The 15,888-nt window shown below is 34.7% G+C and carries 14 protein-coding genes; 9 read left to right on the top strand and 5 right to left on the bottom strand.

Annotated features, from left to right (window positions below; genetic code table 11):
- Positions 1-180: 180 nt before the first annotated feature.
- On the bottom strand, positions 181-1,065 hold the full coding sequence (locus tag ACFVR1_RS12540; RefSeq protein WP_387584441.1) for a LysR family transcriptional regulator: 885 nt from the start codon (positions 1,063-1,065) through the stop codon (positions 181-183).
- A 91-nt stretch (positions 1,066-1,156) separates the two neighbouring features.
- On the opposite strand from ACFVR1_RS12540, the gene ACFVR1_RS12545 reads away from it, so the two are divergent.
- Together ACFVR1_RS12545 and ACFVR1_RS12550 are read left to right on the top strand one after the other, a co-directional pair.
- Positions 1,157-2,179: a YeiH family protein gene (locus ACFVR1_RS12545; protein WP_387584649.1), complete on the top strand. Its 1,023-nt coding sequence runs from the start codon at positions 1,157-1,159 to the stop codon at positions 2,177-2,179.
- Positions 2,180-2,197: 18 nt separating this feature from the next.
- Positions 2,198-2,803, top strand: a complete 606-nt coding sequence (locus tag ACFVR1_RS12550) for a class I SAM-dependent methyltransferase (RefSeq protein ID WP_387584443.1) — start codon at positions 2,198-2,200, stop codon at positions 2,801-2,803.
- 620 nt (positions 2,804-3,423) lie between these two features.
- On the opposite strand, the gene ACFVR1_RS12555 is transcribed toward ACFVR1_RS12550, so the two are convergent.
- Positions 3,424-3,900, bottom strand: a complete 477-nt coding sequence (locus ACFVR1_RS12555) for an SRPBCC family protein (protein ID WP_387584444.1) — start codon at positions 3,898-3,900, stop codon at positions 3,424-3,426.
- A 61-nt stretch (positions 3,901-3,961) separates the two neighbouring features.
- Positions 3,962-5,887 (bottom strand): GTP-binding protein, encoded by a 1,926-nt coding sequence (locus ACFVR1_RS12560; RefSeq protein WP_387584446.1) that lies wholly within the window; start codon positions 5,885-5,887, stop codon positions 3,962-3,964.
- Between the two features lie 291 nt (positions 5,888-6,178).
- Here ACFVR1_RS12560 and ACFVR1_RS12565 point away from each other — a divergent pair, with 291 nt between their 5' ends.
- From ACFVR1_RS12565 to ACFVR1_RS12595, 7 genes are all read left to right on the top strand, one after another.
- Positions 6,179-6,355, top strand: coding sequence for a hypothetical protein (locus tag ACFVR1_RS12565; protein WP_090567581.1), 177 nt, complete (start codon positions 6,179-6,181; stop codon positions 6,353-6,355).
- A 519-nt stretch (positions 6,356-6,874) separates the two neighbouring features.
- Positions 6,875-8,653, top strand: a complete 1,779-nt coding sequence (locus tag ACFVR1_RS12570; protein WP_387584448.1) for a stalk domain-containing protein — start codon at positions 6,875-6,877, stop codon at positions 8,651-8,653.
- Positions 8,654-8,672: 19 nt separating this feature from the next.
- Positions 8,673-9,524 (top strand): phosphate ABC transporter substrate-binding protein, encoded by an 852-nt coding sequence (locus ACFVR1_RS12575; RefSeq protein WP_387584450.1) that lies wholly within the window; start codon positions 8,673-8,675, stop codon positions 9,522-9,524.
- A 67-nt stretch (positions 9,525-9,591) separates the two neighbouring features.
- On the top strand, positions 9,592-10,503 hold the full coding sequence (pstC, locus tag ACFVR1_RS12580) for a phosphate ABC transporter permease subunit PstC (RefSeq protein WP_387584452.1): 912 nt from the start codon (positions 9,592-9,594) through the stop codon (positions 10,501-10,503).
- 2 nt (positions 10,504-10,505) lie between these two features.
- The gene (gene pstA, locus ACFVR1_RS12585) at positions 10,506-11,405 is read left to right on the top strand and encodes a phosphate ABC transporter permease PstA (protein ID WP_387584453.1); all 900 of its coding nucleotides are present in this window, start codon (positions 10,506-10,508) and stop codon (positions 11,403-11,405) included.
- A gap of 727 nt (positions 11,406-12,132) precedes the next feature.
- Positions 12,133-13,365: an MFS transporter gene (locus ACFVR1_RS12590; protein WP_387584455.1), complete on the top strand. Its 1,233-nt coding sequence runs from the start codon at positions 12,133-12,135 to the stop codon at positions 13,363-13,365.
- Positions 13,366-13,612: 247 nt separating this feature from the next.
- Positions 13,613-13,885, top strand: coding sequence for a hypothetical protein (locus ACFVR1_RS12595; protein ID WP_387584456.1), 273 nt, complete (start codon positions 13,613-13,615; stop codon positions 13,883-13,885).
- Positions 13,886-14,031: 146 nt separating this feature from the next.
- On the opposite strand, the gene ACFVR1_RS12600 is transcribed toward ACFVR1_RS12595, so the two are convergent.
- Both ACFVR1_RS12600 and ACFVR1_RS12605 read right to left on the bottom strand, forming a co-directional pair.
- Complete coding sequence (locus ACFVR1_RS12600; RefSeq protein ID WP_387584458.1) at positions 14,032-14,922, bottom strand: GNAT family N-acetyltransferase; 891 nt, start codon at positions 14,920-14,922, stop codon at positions 14,032-14,034.
- 1 nt (position 14,923) lies between these two features.
- Positions 14,924-15,844 (bottom strand): AraC family transcriptional regulator, encoded by a 921-nt coding sequence (locus tag ACFVR1_RS12605; RefSeq protein WP_387584460.1) that lies wholly within the window; start codon positions 15,842-15,844, stop codon positions 14,924-14,926.
- Between the last annotated feature and the right edge of the window lie 44 nt (positions 15,845-15,888).

The raw sequence follows: 15,888 nt of genomic DNA on the forward strand, positions 1-15,888 counted from the left end.
GTAGATACACATGTAAAACGTTTGCGTGAGAAGTTAAATAGAGTTTTGGCTTCTTGCTGTGAGTTTCTTCATCTGTGGCTTGTCTACTAGTGGATTGGTAATAGTGTAGCAAATGTTTCGTCCAAAGCACTTAGGAAATAGTGAAGAACAAAACGCTCTTAAAAGGCGCTTTAGTTTTTCTTAATCTTTATTCATTAGGACTTCTTTAAATGCTAAAACATGTCTTTTCGTTTCCATGATTGGAGCGCATACATATGAAAACATCCGTTTAAAATGTAGATCGTTAAGGGGGAGAATAGCCAAATGTTGTTGTTTAACTTCTTTATAAATTGTATGAATTGATAAAAGAGACAGACCTTTCTCGCTAAGGGTTACTAGTTCTTTAATTCCTTGATTGCTATTAATTGTGGCTATGGATTCTGCCTTCAATCCGTTGGAACGTATCACATGGTTTAAGTATTCTCGTGTTCCAGAGCCTTCCTCCCTCATAAACCACGTTTGATTTTGAAGATCATCGATAGTAAGCGACTTTTTGGAAGCTAGAGGGTGATGAGAAGAGCTAACGATAAATAGTTCATCTTCCATGAAAGCTTTTACTTGCAGTTCCTTATCATTTGTTTGGCCTTCTATTAAACCAATATCAACTTTAAATAATCGAACAGATTGAACAATGTCATCCGTATTCCCGATGAATATCTCAAGTTCAAGATTTGGATGCTTTTCATGCAGCTCGATAATTAAAGATGGAAGAATGTATTCTCCTATTGTAAAACTAGCACCAATGATTAACTTTCCTCTTATTTCATGTTGATGTTCTAGTATATCCTTTTGTGTTTGCTCGTACATAGAAAGTATTTGTTTAGCACGTTCATATAAGATTTCTCCTGAAGGAGTAATCTTTAATAGCTTGGGGGACCTTATGAATAGTTCTGTTTGAAATTCCGCTTCTAGATTTTTAACATGAACACTAACGCTAGGTTGAGAAATATGGAGGATTGTTGCAGCCTTTGTAAAGTTTTTTACTTCTACAAGTGTCACAAAAGTTTTTAATGCATCATAGTACATCTCTTCACACCCTTTATTAATAATATTAATAATAACCATTATATATATGTATTTTACTAATAATTAAAGTAGACGTATAGTGAACTTACAAATGGAGGAGGCGGGTAATAAGATGAAAAAAGATATACATTTCTTTTACGGAATTGGGATTACTTTAATCATCGCTTTGTTGGCAAAAGTATTAGCTGGAATTCCATTTCTAGCAATAATGGGGCAATTAGTAATTGCCATTATTTTAGGAATGATTTGGAGTGCGACAATCGGTGTGCCGGCACAACTTCAACAAGGGGTAACATTTTCAAGTAAGAAATTATTACGCCTAGGAATTATATTATTAGGTATGAGATTGAATTTAGCAGATATTTATGATGCTGGGTTAAGTGTTTTTTTTATTTCACTTATTAATATCCTTTTTGCCATTTTCGCTGTGTATGGCTTGACCCGTATGTTCGGTGTAGAAAAGAAACTAGGTATTTTAACAGCTTGCGGTACAGCTATTTGTGGAGCGGCAGCAGTAGTAGCAATTGCACCACAAATAAAAGCAAACGATGATGAAACGGCCATAGGAGTTGCTACAATTGCTATACTTGGTACGTTGTTTACGTTAGTATATACTTTTATTTATCCTATCTTAAATTTAACTGCTAAAGGATACGGAGTTTTTGCTGGAGGAACCCTTCACGAAATTGCTCATGTAATTGCAGCAGCAGCTCCAGGCGGAAGTGAAGCGGTAGATTTAGCTGTTATTGTAAAGCTTACACGTGTTGCGTTGTTAGTGCCAATTGCTTTAGTAATAGGATTTATCATGCAAAGAGGGGAAAAGAACGGAGAGAAAAGTAAGTTTTCGATGTCTAGTATTCCTTGGTTCATTATTGGATTTCTCGTGATGAGTGGTATTCATACAATTGGAATTTTCCCAGAATCATTTGCAAGTTTTCTAGTCTTAATAGCTTATCTGCTTATTGCTATGGCAATGGCGGGATTAGGATTAAATATAGACATCAAAACATTTAGAAGGTTAGGTGTGAAGCCTTTTGTAGCTGGTCTCATTGGTTCTGTATTTTTATCCATCCTAGGTTATGTTCTTGTTTTTGTTTTTCATTTGAGTGTTTAATGATTAGAAGGAGGCGCTATGAAAGAACAAGATCAGGATCGTTTTCTTCGTGTTAAAACAGAGGGAATTAGAGAATGGCAGCACCAGTCTGCTCATTATAATCGTTACGAAGCAACCCCTTATATAGCTTTAAAAGCACTTTTTGATGATTATGCATGTAATTCGAATGATAAATTTGTTGATTTCGGTAGCGGCAAAGGTAGATTCCCATTTTATATTCATCATCATTTTCATGTATCCGTAACAGGGGTTGAAATGAGTGGTCAACTATATCAAGAGGCGATGGAAAACTTAATAAAATATTTGGAGCGAGCAAAGCATTCAAGAGCTTCCATTCAATTTGAACGTATCCTTGCACAGGAGTATGAAGTGGATTATAGAGAAAATCGTTTTTATTTTTTCAATCCATTTTCCATTCAAATCTTTCAAAAGGTTATAAGTAACATTATTCTATCTGTTGAAAGTCATCCACGTTCAGTTGATATTATCCTGTATTATCCTACTTCAGATTATATTCAGTTTCTTGAGTTAAATACTGCTTTTGAGTTGTTAAAAGAAGTGAAAGTGCCAGAATTATATGACCAAAATAGCAATGAACGATTTATGATATTTCGTTATGAATAAATTAAGACACCCTACAGTAGACGGTCACTGTAGGGTGTCTATTATTTAATGAAAGTATATGCATTATCGTACGAAACCAGTGTTCATAGTACTTTAAAGAATTAATAATACCGCGGATTTCCGTTTCAGGTGGACGCGTTCCGCGGGGTGAGCGATGAGCCATCACCGCCGCATTCGCGTCGTTGTGATTGCTCATCTGTCTCACTCATCCCGCCGGAGTCGCCACCTTTCACTACAATCCATTAAGTGAGTAGTACATAACAAGTAGTTCTCAAACTAATGATCATAGCATTTAAATTTCATTGAGAATTAGAGAAAAATAGGAAGTATCGATTAATAAAGTAGCGAAGTCGCGGACGAAATTGTATCTTCGTCCGCTTTTAAAAGTATAGGAAAGGATTACTTCTCTCATTATCCAAACCTAATGCACCTTGTATCTACAAATTACAAGAGGACGACGGACAAACATTCGCCACAAGATGACCGAAAAAATGGATCGTGAAATGACGCAGTCACTTCACGATCCATTACTCTAACGGTAATAGTGTAGTGGATGTTTTGTCCAAAGCACTCTGGAATTGGTGAGGACAGGATGCACTTAAAGGACGCTTGCGCTTTTCTTATAGGAATGTTTTGAGAAGCTCCTTATATTTCACATACCAAACTTTCCATGTATCTTCTCTAGAGGCCATTGTTCGTCCATCTAATAATGTTTCAATCACTTCTAGACATACATGCCATCCAGCAAGATCTTTTATTGTATGTTCTGTAAAGGATGAGAGAGTTTCAATAAAAACGAGACGACATCCATCAGAAACAGGAGATAATTCAAATCTTACACTATCTTTACCCCATTCAAAAGCTAATACTTGCATAGGTTCAAAATCTAGAATCTTCATGTCAATGAAAGTTCCATCTTGCATATCAAACTTGATCAAGCCATCTTTTCGTAAATCAACAACTTGAAGTTCCGTGAACCATTGTTGTAGTAGCTCGTTATCAGTCAGCATCGACCAAACCTTCTCTACAGAATGGTGAAAATGCCGTTCGTAATGTGCGGTGTAGATTTCATCCTCTTTTTGAATCGTTGCAATCATTAGCAATTCCTCCTTAGATTTGAAATATATTCTAGACTGAATGAAAGTGTTTCCCATCAGTCTAAAGACAATGCATTGCTTCCTCCGCTTCATCCCATGGAACTTTATAACCTTTTCCTTTTGCGCAAAATATAGAAGTCGATGTATATTCAGGGTCAGCTTCTTTATTATAGCCAATTTTTTCAATAATCTCTTCTATGTTATGACATCGGTCATATCCCCCAAATAGTAAACTTAGAGTTCCTTTTCCGTGTGTGAAAGAAGCAAAAACTGTACTATAATTCATAAATGTTGCAACAGGTACTCGTCCTTTGACAATTACTTTATCCCCCATATTTTCTGGTGATTCAAAGGTTCCGTGAGCTTGTTGAATATCAGATAAAACTCGTCCAATAAGATCCATATCTACTTTAATTTTGTAGTCATAAAATGGTTCTAGTAAGACGTTTTGAGCTTTTTCTAAGCCTTGTCTTAAAGCTCTGTAAGTTGCTTCTCTAAAGTCTCCACCAGATGTATGTTCGTTATGTCCACGACCAGTAAGTAGCGTAACTTTTACATCGGTTAGCGCAGAACCTGTTAGTAACCCATGATGGTCTCGCTCTAACAAATGATGTCGGACTAAGTTTTGATTGCCAATTGATAAATCATTCGCATGGCATACATTTTCAAATGAAATCCCGCTACCACGTTTCGCTGGTTCGATTAAAAGATGTACTTCTGCATAATGTTTTAGCGGTTCAAAGTGACCATAACCTTTTACAGAGGAATCGATTGTTTCCTTATAAAGAATTCTAGGTTCTCCAAAAGATACGTGAAAATGAAAACGCTCTAGAACAATTTGTTCAAGTACTTCAAGTTGAATCACACCCATCACATGTACATGGATTTCTTGAAAATGTTCATCCCAATAAACACGTAAAGAAGGATCCTCCGCATCTAAAAGTTTAAAACAACTCAATACCTCTTTGATGTGGATAGACGCATCAGAGATTACTTTTGATTTTAAAGTTGGAATCATATCGTATGCTGCCTTGTTATTGTTAACTCCAATTCCATCACCGATTGAGGCAGCGGTAAGCCCAGTTACAGCAACTAGTTCACCTGCAATGGCTTGATCGACAGGTTTATACTTATTCCCGTTATACACTCGGATTTGTGTAATTTTTTCTGCTAGTTCTCCATACTTCACTTCATCGCGAACTTTTAGCTTCCCGCTCAATAATTTAAGAAAAGTGACTCGATTTCCACTTTCATCATGGCGAATCTTATACACTTGTGCAGCAAAATCATTGTCTGGATTGTACGACGTCTCCGTCAACATATGGAGGTTATCTAAAAAATCAAGGATACCGATATCCTTTAAGGCAGATCCCTTTGCACATGCAAAAATTTTATTTTCATGAATCATTCGTTTAAATGTCTGTAACCATAATTCTTGATCGTATCCAGTGTCCATATACTTTTCTAAAAGTTCTTCATCACGTTCTGCAATAAATTCAATGAACTCGTCGTTAAAAGAATTAGTTAAATCACATACATCGTCTGATAAATTAGCACGTATTTCAGCTAGAATGCTCTCAGTATCTGTTCCTTCATAATCGGTTTTATTGATAAAGAAAAAAGTTGGCACTTGGTGTTTGCGAAGTAGCTGCCAAACAGTTTCTGTGTGACCTTCGACGCCATCTACTGCACTAATAATGATAATGGCATAGTCCATCACTTGAATTGCTCGCTCCATCTCTGGAGAGAAATCGACGTGACCAGGAGTATCGATAATATAATAGATGGAATCGTTATAAGTAAATATTCCTTGGTCAGCAAAAATAGTAATGCCTCTATTTTTTTCTATCGAATGACTATCGAGGAAGGAGTCTTGATGATCGACACGACCTCTTTGCCTAATCGACTTTGTATGATAAAGAAGCTGCTCGGAAAAGGTAGTTTTTCCGGCATCTACATGTGCAAGAATTCCAATTGTTTTATACACTAAGGCACCTCTGTTCGCTCTAACTATTGTTTCTATTATAGCAAACGATTTAGTTGTGGATAGAAGTACTACATGTTTTATCCTGCACGTTCAGCTATTCTAAGTTTCAGCTGTTTAAACGTTTTCCACAACCTACCGTCATAAGGTTGAAGCAAGAATACCAGCATAAATAATACGCCTACCATTTCGGCCATCATTCCTGCTACGTCGTAATATCAGAAGAATTGCACTGGTATTTTCCTATAGTGTTATACTATAAAGACAAATTTAGCTTAGGGGAGGTAACCAATTATGCAGTATTCAAAATCTAAAATGGAAGAACTAGTGAAGTATAGTCCTGAACTTTCCAAAAGATTAAAAGAAGTAATGAAAGAGCATGACTTAGAAAAAAGTTTTGCATTAAAAGCTTTATATCACTCGGAAGTAAAAGATGGCGGGAAATATCAAAGGGATTATCAAGATCTATAATAAAAATAACAGCGTGGTGAGTTCAATAGAGCTCACCACGTTTTTTTTGTAGACTTTTATGCCAGGAAAAGCTGGATTTCTGCTGCAGGTGGGAGCTTGCAAACCGGTCAAGACATCAAGCAGCTTCCCTCGCAGGGGTCTCGTACTCCTACCCTTTAATTGGTCTCGGTTACGGATGAATTGGTCTTGAGTCGTGCGGAATTGGTCTCGTTTTTGAGTAAATTGGTCTCGGGTACAACACGTTTGGTCTCGAAGTGCCATTTAGTGTAAAAAATCTCCCTTTTAGAATTCGTCAGGACATGAAGGACGCCTGTACATTTCTCATTTAGGATAAACAATTGGTATCTCTCAAAACAATTCTTTACAAAAAGCACACAATTAATTTACAAAAGCATCAAACTATTTTAATAATTCAGGAATAAAATTCTAATTAGAAACTTAATAGGAAACAGAGAGGGGAGTTTCTTGTAAAGGTAAGTTTTGCTAATAAAAGAAAGCAACTAAATGGGGGAAGAGAAAATGAAGCGTAAAATTTCAAGTTTAGTTATGGCTACTGCCGTATTATCGGGAAGTGTATTAACTCCTTTAGCAGTCAACCATGTAAGTGCAGCAACTATACAACAGCAGCAAAATGCTCAAAAAGAAACAATTGTTGTAAACGGCCAGGAAAAAGTAATTTCTGTAACACAATTAAACAAGAAAAAGCTATATTCACTTGATCAGTTATCTCAAATAATGGTTGCTACAGTGAAATACAATAGCAAAACAAAAACTTATGAAGTATCAAAGGGTACTGGTAAACAAATCAAAAAAATGGACTACAAAGTAAATTCTGCAAATGTAGTAGTGAATGGTAAAAACATCAAATTAAGCACCCCTACTAAATTAGAAGGTAAAACCTTATTTGTGGAAGCAGATTCTTTCATAAAAACACTTGGCGGTGATGTACTAATTGATAAAAGCCTTTTAGTATCTGTTTCAGGGACTTTTAATATGACGGAAAAATCATTAACAGTGGACGGAAATGATAAAAAGATAAAAGCACTTAATGTTAATGGAAAACAATTATATTCGGTACAAGATATTGCAAAATTATTCTCTGCTTCTACAACGGTAAATAATAACGAAGTAATAGTAACGAAAAAAGGTAAAACGATCAAATTGAAATTATCAAACAAAGCGATGGTAGTAAATAATAAATCCGTAAATTTAAAAGAAAATCCTATATTAGTTAAAAATGTTGTGTATGCAGAACTTACCGATTTGATATCAGCATTCGGTGGAGATCTACTTAAACAACAAAATGGTTTCTTTGTTTCTACTGCGGGGTTAGTAAGTGGAGATACATTCAATCCTCAATGGATTGACAATAATTCTGTTCTAGTAACAAATGAAACAGAAACAGAAAGTCGCTCATTACTTTTCAATACTTCTAATAAAAAAGAATTATTCACAATAAATGCAACAGAATTAGTAGTTTCTCCTAATGGTAAACAAGCTATATATTCAGATGAAAACGGTTTTGTTTATTTAGTGGATTTAGTAACTAAGAAAGTTAACGAACTGAACTTAAAAGATGATTCTGTAAAATTGGAATTTGTTTGGTCTCAAGATGGACAAAAAGTTTATTTCATACAAGGTTCAAGCAGTGAGGCAGTGTCTTTTATAAATGTAGTAGACGGTTCTATTAAGAAAATTGTTGATGATAAAGTAAACTACAAAACAGATCTTCGTTTGTCAATGGATAATAAAAAGCTTCTTTATTTAGTAGGTAAAGATGGTGCAACAAAAAATTCAGATGGTGATAATCCAGAAGTAATTAGTATCGATCTAACGGACACGGAACAACAAATTTACGTTATTAACTTAGAAGATGCTGAACCAAAAGCTATGTCAGTTACTACTACAAAAGATAACAAAGTTTTCCCAGGGTTTTTAGCGAATGGGAATATTGTGTATGTAAGTGCAGAAGCTGAAAGTGATAAACTTCCAGAAGTAAAAACAATAAGCCCGGAAAATGTTGTTTCGACCCTAATTCCAAGCAAAGATATTAAAGATCTTTTTGTAACTACTAAAGGAGAATTAATGATCTTGGTGAAAGAAAGTAATGGATACTCGGTTATTTATGAATGGGACGCTGTCAGCAAAAAGTTAAAAAATATTGCACAAACAAAATTAGAATTAACATCTTTCTCTGTTTCTAATGATGGAAAATCCATCGTTGCAACGACACCAGGAACAATAGGTGAAAAATTAGTTTTATTTAAAAATGGATTAATGGAAACATTAACGAAATAGGAAAAGGGGTAAATAATCAATGAATATTATGAAACGTGTAGCAATATTAGCTTTGTCATTAGTAGTGGCTGTAGGTTTTGCATTTAGTGGTATTGCTTCTGCAGCAACATCAGGAAAGATTGTTGTAGCTGGATCGACGGCATTACTACCTTTAACGCAACAAGCTGCGAAAGAATTTAAAAAAATTAACCCTAATGTCTCTATAGCAGTTTCTGGTTCTTCTTCAATCGCAGGACCGCAATCTGTATCAAAAGGTGCCGCAACAATAGGCGCTGTCGATTGGGATGCTACAAAAGAAGTTCCTGGATTTAAAGCTTTTACAGATTTGAAAGCGCACAAAGTAGCTGCGATTCCATTCGCTACTATTGTTAATAAAGCGAATCCTGTTAAAAATTTAACAACAAAGCAATTGCAAGATATTTACTCTGGAAAAATTACAAACTGGAAAGAAGTTGGCGGAAACGACGCTGAAATAGTTGTTGTAAACCGCAAACATGGTTCTGGTACACGCGTGAATTATCAAATGAAAGCTTTAGCTGGGGCAGCTTTTATGACAAAAGGTGATAATTATAAAGAGGTTGGAAAAAGTGGAGAAATGGTTACTGCTGTTGACACTAATCCAAATGCACTTGGTTACGTAGACTTTGCTTATGTAAAAGGGAATATTAAAGCAGTTGATTTCAATGGTGTAGCAGCTACTACTGAGAACGTTATTAAAGGAACGTATAAAGTTTGGAGCTATGGTTACTTAGTAACAAAAGGCGATCCAAAAGGCGCTGATGCTGAGTTTATTAAGTACATTCAAAGTGGTAAATTTCAAAATGGTTCTTTAACAAAACTAAAGTTTATCCCAATTGATAAAATGAAGTAAGTTCTTCAGTAAATTAAAATGCCAGCCGTTTAATAGGCTGGCATTATGTTGGTATTTGGAGGATTCTATGGGTAAAATAGAGCACTTGTTAACAAGTAGATATGAAAAAAAAATTACAAAGAGTACCTATTTTCAAAATCGACTATTTAAGCTTTTTTGTTTATTTAGTGTACTAATTTTAGGATTAACATTGTTATCCATTATCATTTTTGTAGGTCGTACTGGATTGTTAGTATTTAAAGACGTTTCTATTCAGGAGTTCTTTTTCTCTACAACGTGGGAACCGTATGATGATAAATTTGGTGCAGCCATCTTTATATTAGGAACCCTTGCTTTAACAGGTTTAACTTTATTGTTTGCAGCACCAATTTCTATTGGGGTTGCAATCTTTACTGCCGAAATAGCTCCTAAATGGTTGAAGAGAATATTGCGTCCAGTTCTAGACCTATTAGTTGGTATTCCTTCTATTGTTTACGGATACTTAGGATTAACAGTACTTATCCCTTTTTTAAGAAATATAACAGGATCTACTATGGGGGACGGTCTACTTGCTGCAGCTATTGTATTAAATATCATGGTATTACCCACTATTTCTAGAATTAGTGATGATGCAATTTCTTCTGTCCCGGCAGATTTAAGAGAAGCGAGTTATGCGCTAGGGAGTACAAGAATGCAAACCATCCTTAAAGTGATTCTACCTTCCGCTGCACCTGGATTATTCACAGCTGTTATTTTAGGAATGGCACGTTCAATTGGGGAAACGATGGCAGTTGTTATGGTTATAGGTAACACTCCTCAACTACCATCGGATTTATTGACCCCAACTGCAGTTTTAACAAGTAATATAGTGAATCAAATTATTGATGTAGAGTTCGATTCAACTTGGAATCATGCATTATATATGATGGCATTCTTATTACTACTCATTTCAAACTTACTAATAATTATTATTAGAAAGCTTCGTGTAAAAGGAGCATGAAAATGACGGAGAATTCATCTAACAAGTTATATAAACAAATGAAAAAAACAACGAATAAAATGTTCACGATAGGTTTATGGATTATTACAACCCTGATTTTAGTGCTCATTTTTGGGTTACTTATATATATTTTATCAAAGGGATTACCTAAGATTTCTTTTGATTTTTTAGTTGGTCTACCTAGTGAAATTGATGCGGGTGGAGGTATTGGCCCTTTTTTACTTAATTCTATCTATGTGCTAATAATCTCCCTACTAATTTCGATTCCAATTGGCATTGGATCAGGAGTGTATTTATCTGAATATGCACCAAACAATAGATTTACAGAATTTATTCGGACTTGTGTGGAGAGTTTGGCATCAGTTCCTTCGATTGTAATTGGTTTATTTGGTTATGTGTTATTTGTTGATATATTCAATATTGGGCTAACTATTATTGGTGCAGGTATTACTCTTTCACTATTAAATTTACCTGTGATCACTCGAGTTACAGAGGAAGCAATTCAGACTGTACATAATGATTTGAGAGAAGCTTCGTATGCAGTAGGAGCGACTAAAGCACAAACCATTGTAAAAATAGTAATCCCTGCTGCTTTAAATGGAATTATTAGTGGAGTGAGTCTTGCTGCATGTAGGGCATTTGGTGAATCCGCATTAATACTTTTAGTAGGGGGTACTGGTACATCCGGAGAGATGTGGGATTGGAATTTCATGTCGCAAGGAGGAACTTTGCCTGTGCACTTGTGGTATGTACAATCAGAAGCACTTGTGGAGGATGCATCAGATATTGCTCAAAAAACATCTGCTTTACTCGTATTAATCACACTCATCTTGAGTTTATCTATAAGACTCCCATTATGGGTAAGGGATTTTCGTTTTCATAGTAGGTCGAAGAGGAACTAAAGTGAATACTTGTTATCTAAATAACCCTGTAAAGTAGACTTTTTTCAAGTATCTATTTTACAGGTTATTTTTTAAAAGATAAGAAGGCATATGGATTATCGTCCTGCGAAACCAGTGTTTATAGTACTTTATAGAGCTAATTTATACCGCGGATTTCCGTTTCAGGTGGACGCGTTCCGCGGAGTGAGCGATGAGCCATCACCGCAGCTACGCGTTCGTTGTGATGCCTCATCTGTCTCACTCATCCCGCTGGAGTCGCCACCTTTCACTACAATCCATTAAGTGAGTAGTTCCTAACAAGAAGATTTAGCCTAGCTATCGCTAGGAGGATAGAATGTAGTTCTCTAACTAATGTTCATAGGATTTAAATGTCATCTATCTTACTAAGCAATTATAAATCGTCCCATACATACTAGATGTTTGGAGCATAGGCGATGACTTCTGCGCGAATAGCATAAGTGGAATGCCCCGCAGGAACGCAGTAGAGGGAAGAAAGACTAAAGGCGCCTCTTCCCTGAGGCAACGCCTTCATGACCAACATCCTGTTGGCCTAGGAGACTGATGCCATGCCCGCGAAAAGCGTCCGCCATAGCGGAAAGAACGACATTCATATGCTACTCTTCTTGAAAGGACCGGGTGACTTTTAGCCCGGTTTTTCTTAATTATCGCAAATTTGGACAAGAAGTCGGTTAACCCTCTCTTTATAATCAGTTCAGGGGGTAACGAAATGAAAATATTAAAGACAAAAGATCCATATCGAGTTTATATTTCTACATGCTTTTTATCACAATTATTTTTTACGATTATATTTACAGTAAACTTGTTATATCAAGTGCAAACTGTAAAGTTAGATCCGCTACAACTTGTATTAGTTGGGACTGTTTTGGAGCTATCGGTGTTCCTTTTTGAAATTCCTACCGGAGTAGTTTCAGATTTGAAAAGCCGTAAGTTTTCCATAATGATTGGTTATCTACTAATCGGATTTGGCTTTTTAGTAGAGGGATTATTTCCCTACTTTATACCTGTACTATTGGCTCAGGTTGCATGGGGGATAGGATATACGTTTACAAGTGGATCTCAGCAAGCTTGGATAGCAGATGAAATAGGAGAAGAACGTGCTTCGTTAGCATTTATAAGAGGAGCAAAAGTAGGTAACCTTGGACAAATTATAGCTATCCCATTAAGTATCTTTATAGGTTATTTCATGATTAGCCTGCCAATCATTATTGGTGGACTATGTATGGTTGGGTTAGCGATATATTTAATGATCTATATGGTAGAAGACAATTTTAAACCTTTAAATAAGCTAGATAGAATCTCTTCTTGGGAAAACATGAAAAGCAATATGGGCAAAATTATTTTTTACTCTAAAGCTAGCTTTATCATGAGAATGTTATTTTTAATAGCTCTATTTGTAGGATTTTATAGTGAAGGTTTTGACCGTTTATGGATGTCTCATTTATTGAATGTATCGAAGATAGGGGATTTGACAGATGAGAAATTAGTATTAATAATGGGTGGAATTCAATTTATAGTCGTGTTAGTTTCATTTGCAGCGCTTCATTTGATGAATCGAAGCTCAATACATCAAAATCTGAAACATATTTACATGTCTCTTTTTATAGGAAGTTTATTTATTATCACTTCATTAATTGGATTTGCTTTTTCTACGTATGTGGTTGGATTACTAGCCTTTTATATAATTATCCAAGTAACAAGGAAAGTCATGTATCCGCTTGAGGATATTTGGCTAAATAAGATCATACCGGAATCATCTATACGTGCAACTTTCTTTTCAGTAAAAGGTCAAGTAGATGCTATTGGTCAAATTGGTGGTGGTCCAGTTATCGGATTAGTAGCATCGAACTTCACAATAAAAGTAGCAATAATTGTAAGTGCAATAATATTATCGCCCGTTGTATACTTATATAAAATTATTATGAAAAGTTCTAAAGAGTGACTTTTTTCTAATGAAACTCATTAAAACAAACAATAGGAGATTATAGAATGGGAACGTCTATATATTTAATTAAACCAAGTGCCTTAACCTCAGATAAATACTATAAGGTTTATGTAACAGAAACCAGTTTTTTTTTATAAAAATTGGTGGACAGTTTTATTTAGAAAATGAGGTTGAAAAACAATATCTTTTGTTAGGACTGATTTTTTCTCTTTTTAGGAAAAAGATTCTCGCCAATAGGCGTTCTATGTTTGAAGCGAAGATTGACAAAGAAATCGAAATCAATCCAGATGATTTATTAGCTAAAAGAAATAATTTTAGAGTAGATATAAACAACATAAAATTAGTTCAAGTCAATGAAAAACCGTCATTTCATACAGCATGGAATGATAATGGTAGTGTTCAAATCACTTTAAAGGATGGAAAAAAATTAAAATTTATAATTCCAGTATCTGTTTTGGAAAAGTCAATTATTGAGACTTTCAAATCACAAAATTTACCCTTACAAAATTCTTTTTAATATTGTTAATTATTCTGTTAAAAGAGCATCGATTTCGATGCTCTTTTGTTTGAAAAAATTAAATCTAAAGATAGTATGAAAGATCCTTTTTTTTCTAAGTAGCTCTCTATTAAGAGCTGATGCTTGCTTTGTTTGATCTCAAAAATTTAAGAATGTGATGTTAATGGAAATAAAAAATGTTCAGTTACATCTTTAATCAATGGACGGACGAATAATGTATCATCACTATCTGTAATAAACGCCGCATTGATGTTTTTATCATTATCATCAGGTGTGAAATAGAAATTAATTGTCTCCGTTTTAGTAGAAATAATATGACTTAAAATCGTATTTATTTCCACTCTTTTTTTGCTCACTATATCAAAAATATGAAGATGACTATCCTCGTGTTTAAATAGTACAATTACGTCTTCCTCTTCGATGTAATAAATAGAATCATTAAATACCAAAATAAAATAAAACATTAAGAGATGTTCATTATTTTTCACTCCGAGGAAAGTTGATACGGGTATTCTTTCAGTTGCAAAACTTTCTAATAGTTGTAAATCCATTGCACTTTCAATATTTAAACGTCGTAAAGTGCTTGATTTTGTTGGTTGTTTTATAACGTCTGATAAGCTCAATGAAAAACTACTTTCTTGTACTTTTTCAAATCCAAATTTAGGATAGAAATTTAAAACTGATTTATTAGCAAATAAGAAAATAAAATCGGACTCTTTTTCATATTTTTCCATTATGTGGTTTATCAGTTTCCCGGATAAGCCTTGATTACGATAATCAGGATGAGTCATAACCGTGCCGATTTGTATGGCTTTATAATCTTTACCTTTTGAAATAATTGTCATTTTGTTGATAGATGCATTTGCAATCACTTTATCTCCATCAATGTATGAATAACAAATATAATTTTCGCTCCAATAACCTTTTTCATACCATGTTTTAAAATCGATCCCAAATACCAATTTAGCCAGTTCATTAAAGCTTTCCTTATATGCATGTATGTTTTTGTAGTCACTTATTAACTGATATAGAGTCATACTAAACCTCCATTCTTTCTTTTATCGGTAAATAAATTTCCATATATATTTTTTCATATTCCCAATCGTGGCAGTGTTCATCATAATATTCAAAGTCATAAACAGTTTCATCTACTTCGTAATGGGACAGTGGTAACCAATCCTCTAAAATATATTGCCAAGTTCCTTTAATAGAAGGGACAAATTGTTCCACTTCCACGAGAGGGGTTCTAAAAACTGCATAAGTCGCAGCTTTCATTTTCAACCTTGTTAATTCATTAGGAAGTCGAACGTCTTTATCGCAGTTTACTGCGAATAAATAAGTGAATTTATCCCGTGAATCCGTATCACTCAAATTAATACAGTATTCTCCATGCTCTCTTGGAGTTAATAAGTCGTATAGTGTTCTTTCGATTGCTTCATTCGCTGGAATTCTTTGTTCCCAGAAGGCAGGGGCATCTCTTGTGTAAGAAATCTTTTCAATGTCACTCTCGAATGTTTTGCCGGCAATTTCAAAAGATTGTTTATGAACAATTTTCGGTTGCATAACAATGCCCCCGGTTTTCTTTTGCTCAAGAATTAGTAAATCTAATTTTTGAGGCAATGAAATTGGGCAGTGCAGTTTATATAAGCTTGGAGGACTCCCGAAGCATCTTTTAAAAGCTTTTGTAAAACCAGAGTGAGTTTCAAAACCATAATCTAACGCTATTTGAATAATTTTTTTACCTTGGACTAAGTCATATAAAGCAAACTGAAGCTTTCTTTTTTGTACATAATCCATAATCGTATAACCGATATGTTTATCAAAAATTCTAGAAAAATGATAAGGAGAATAACCCACAAGGGTAGCCAGTTTCACTGGATCAATTTCTTCCGTAATATGATTATCGATATAATCAATTACTCGTTGTAATAAAAATAACTGTTGAATAGGAACTTCCACCTTTTGTTATTTACTTAATGTTCATAATATACCTTACTATTTGA

The organism is Psychrobacillus sp. NPDC058041 (genome assembly GCF_042885655.1).
In the GTDB taxonomy this organism is placed as follows: domain Bacteria; phylum Bacillota; class Bacilli; order Bacillales_A; family Planococcaceae; genus Psychrobacillus.

Excerpts from the sequence above, each read along its gene's own strand:
- ACFVR1_RS12540 (WP_387584441.1), bottom strand. The coding sequence starts at position 1,065 with ATGTACTATGATGCATTAAAAACTTTTGTGACACTTGTAGAAGTAAAA.
- ACFVR1_RS12545 (WP_387584649.1), top strand. The coding sequence starts at position 1,157 with ATGGAGGAGGCGGGTAATAAGATGAAAAAAGATATACATTTCTTTTAC.
- ACFVR1_RS12550 (WP_387584443.1), top strand. The coding sequence starts at position 2,198 with ATGAAAGAACAAGATCAGGATCGTTTTCTTCGTGTTAAAACAGAGGGA.
- ACFVR1_RS12555 (WP_387584444.1), bottom strand. The coding sequence starts at position 3,900 with ATGATTGCAACGATTCAAAAAGAGGATGAAATCTACACCGCACATTAC.
- ACFVR1_RS12565 (WP_090567581.1), top strand. The coding sequence starts at position 6,179 with ATGCAGTATTCAAAATCTAAAATGGAAGAACTAGTGAAGTATAGTCCT.
- ACFVR1_RS12570 (WP_387584448.1), top strand. The coding sequence starts at position 6,875 with ATGAAGCGTAAAATTTCAAGTTTAGTTATGGCTACTGCCGTATTATCG.
- ACFVR1_RS12575 (WP_387584450.1), top strand. The coding sequence starts at position 8,673 with ATGAATATTATGAAACGTGTAGCAATATTAGCTTTGTCATTAGTAGTG.
- pstC (WP_387584452.1), top strand. The coding sequence starts at position 9,592 with ATGGGTAAAATAGAGCACTTGTTAACAAGTAGATATGAAAAAAAAATT.
- pstA (WP_387584453.1), top strand. The coding sequence starts at position 10,506 with ATGACGGAGAATTCATCTAACAAGTTATATAAACAAATGAAAAAAACA.
- ACFVR1_RS12590 (WP_387584455.1), top strand. The coding sequence starts at position 12,133 with ATGAAAATATTAAAGACAAAAGATCCATATCGAGTTTATATTTCTACA.
- ACFVR1_RS12595 (WP_387584456.1), top strand. The coding sequence starts at position 13,613 with ATGTTTGAAGCGAAGATTGACAAAGAAATCGAAATCAATCCAGATGAT.
- ACFVR1_RS12600 (WP_387584458.1), bottom strand. The coding sequence starts at position 14,922 with ATGACTCTATATCAGTTAATAAGTGACTACAAAAACATACATGCATAT.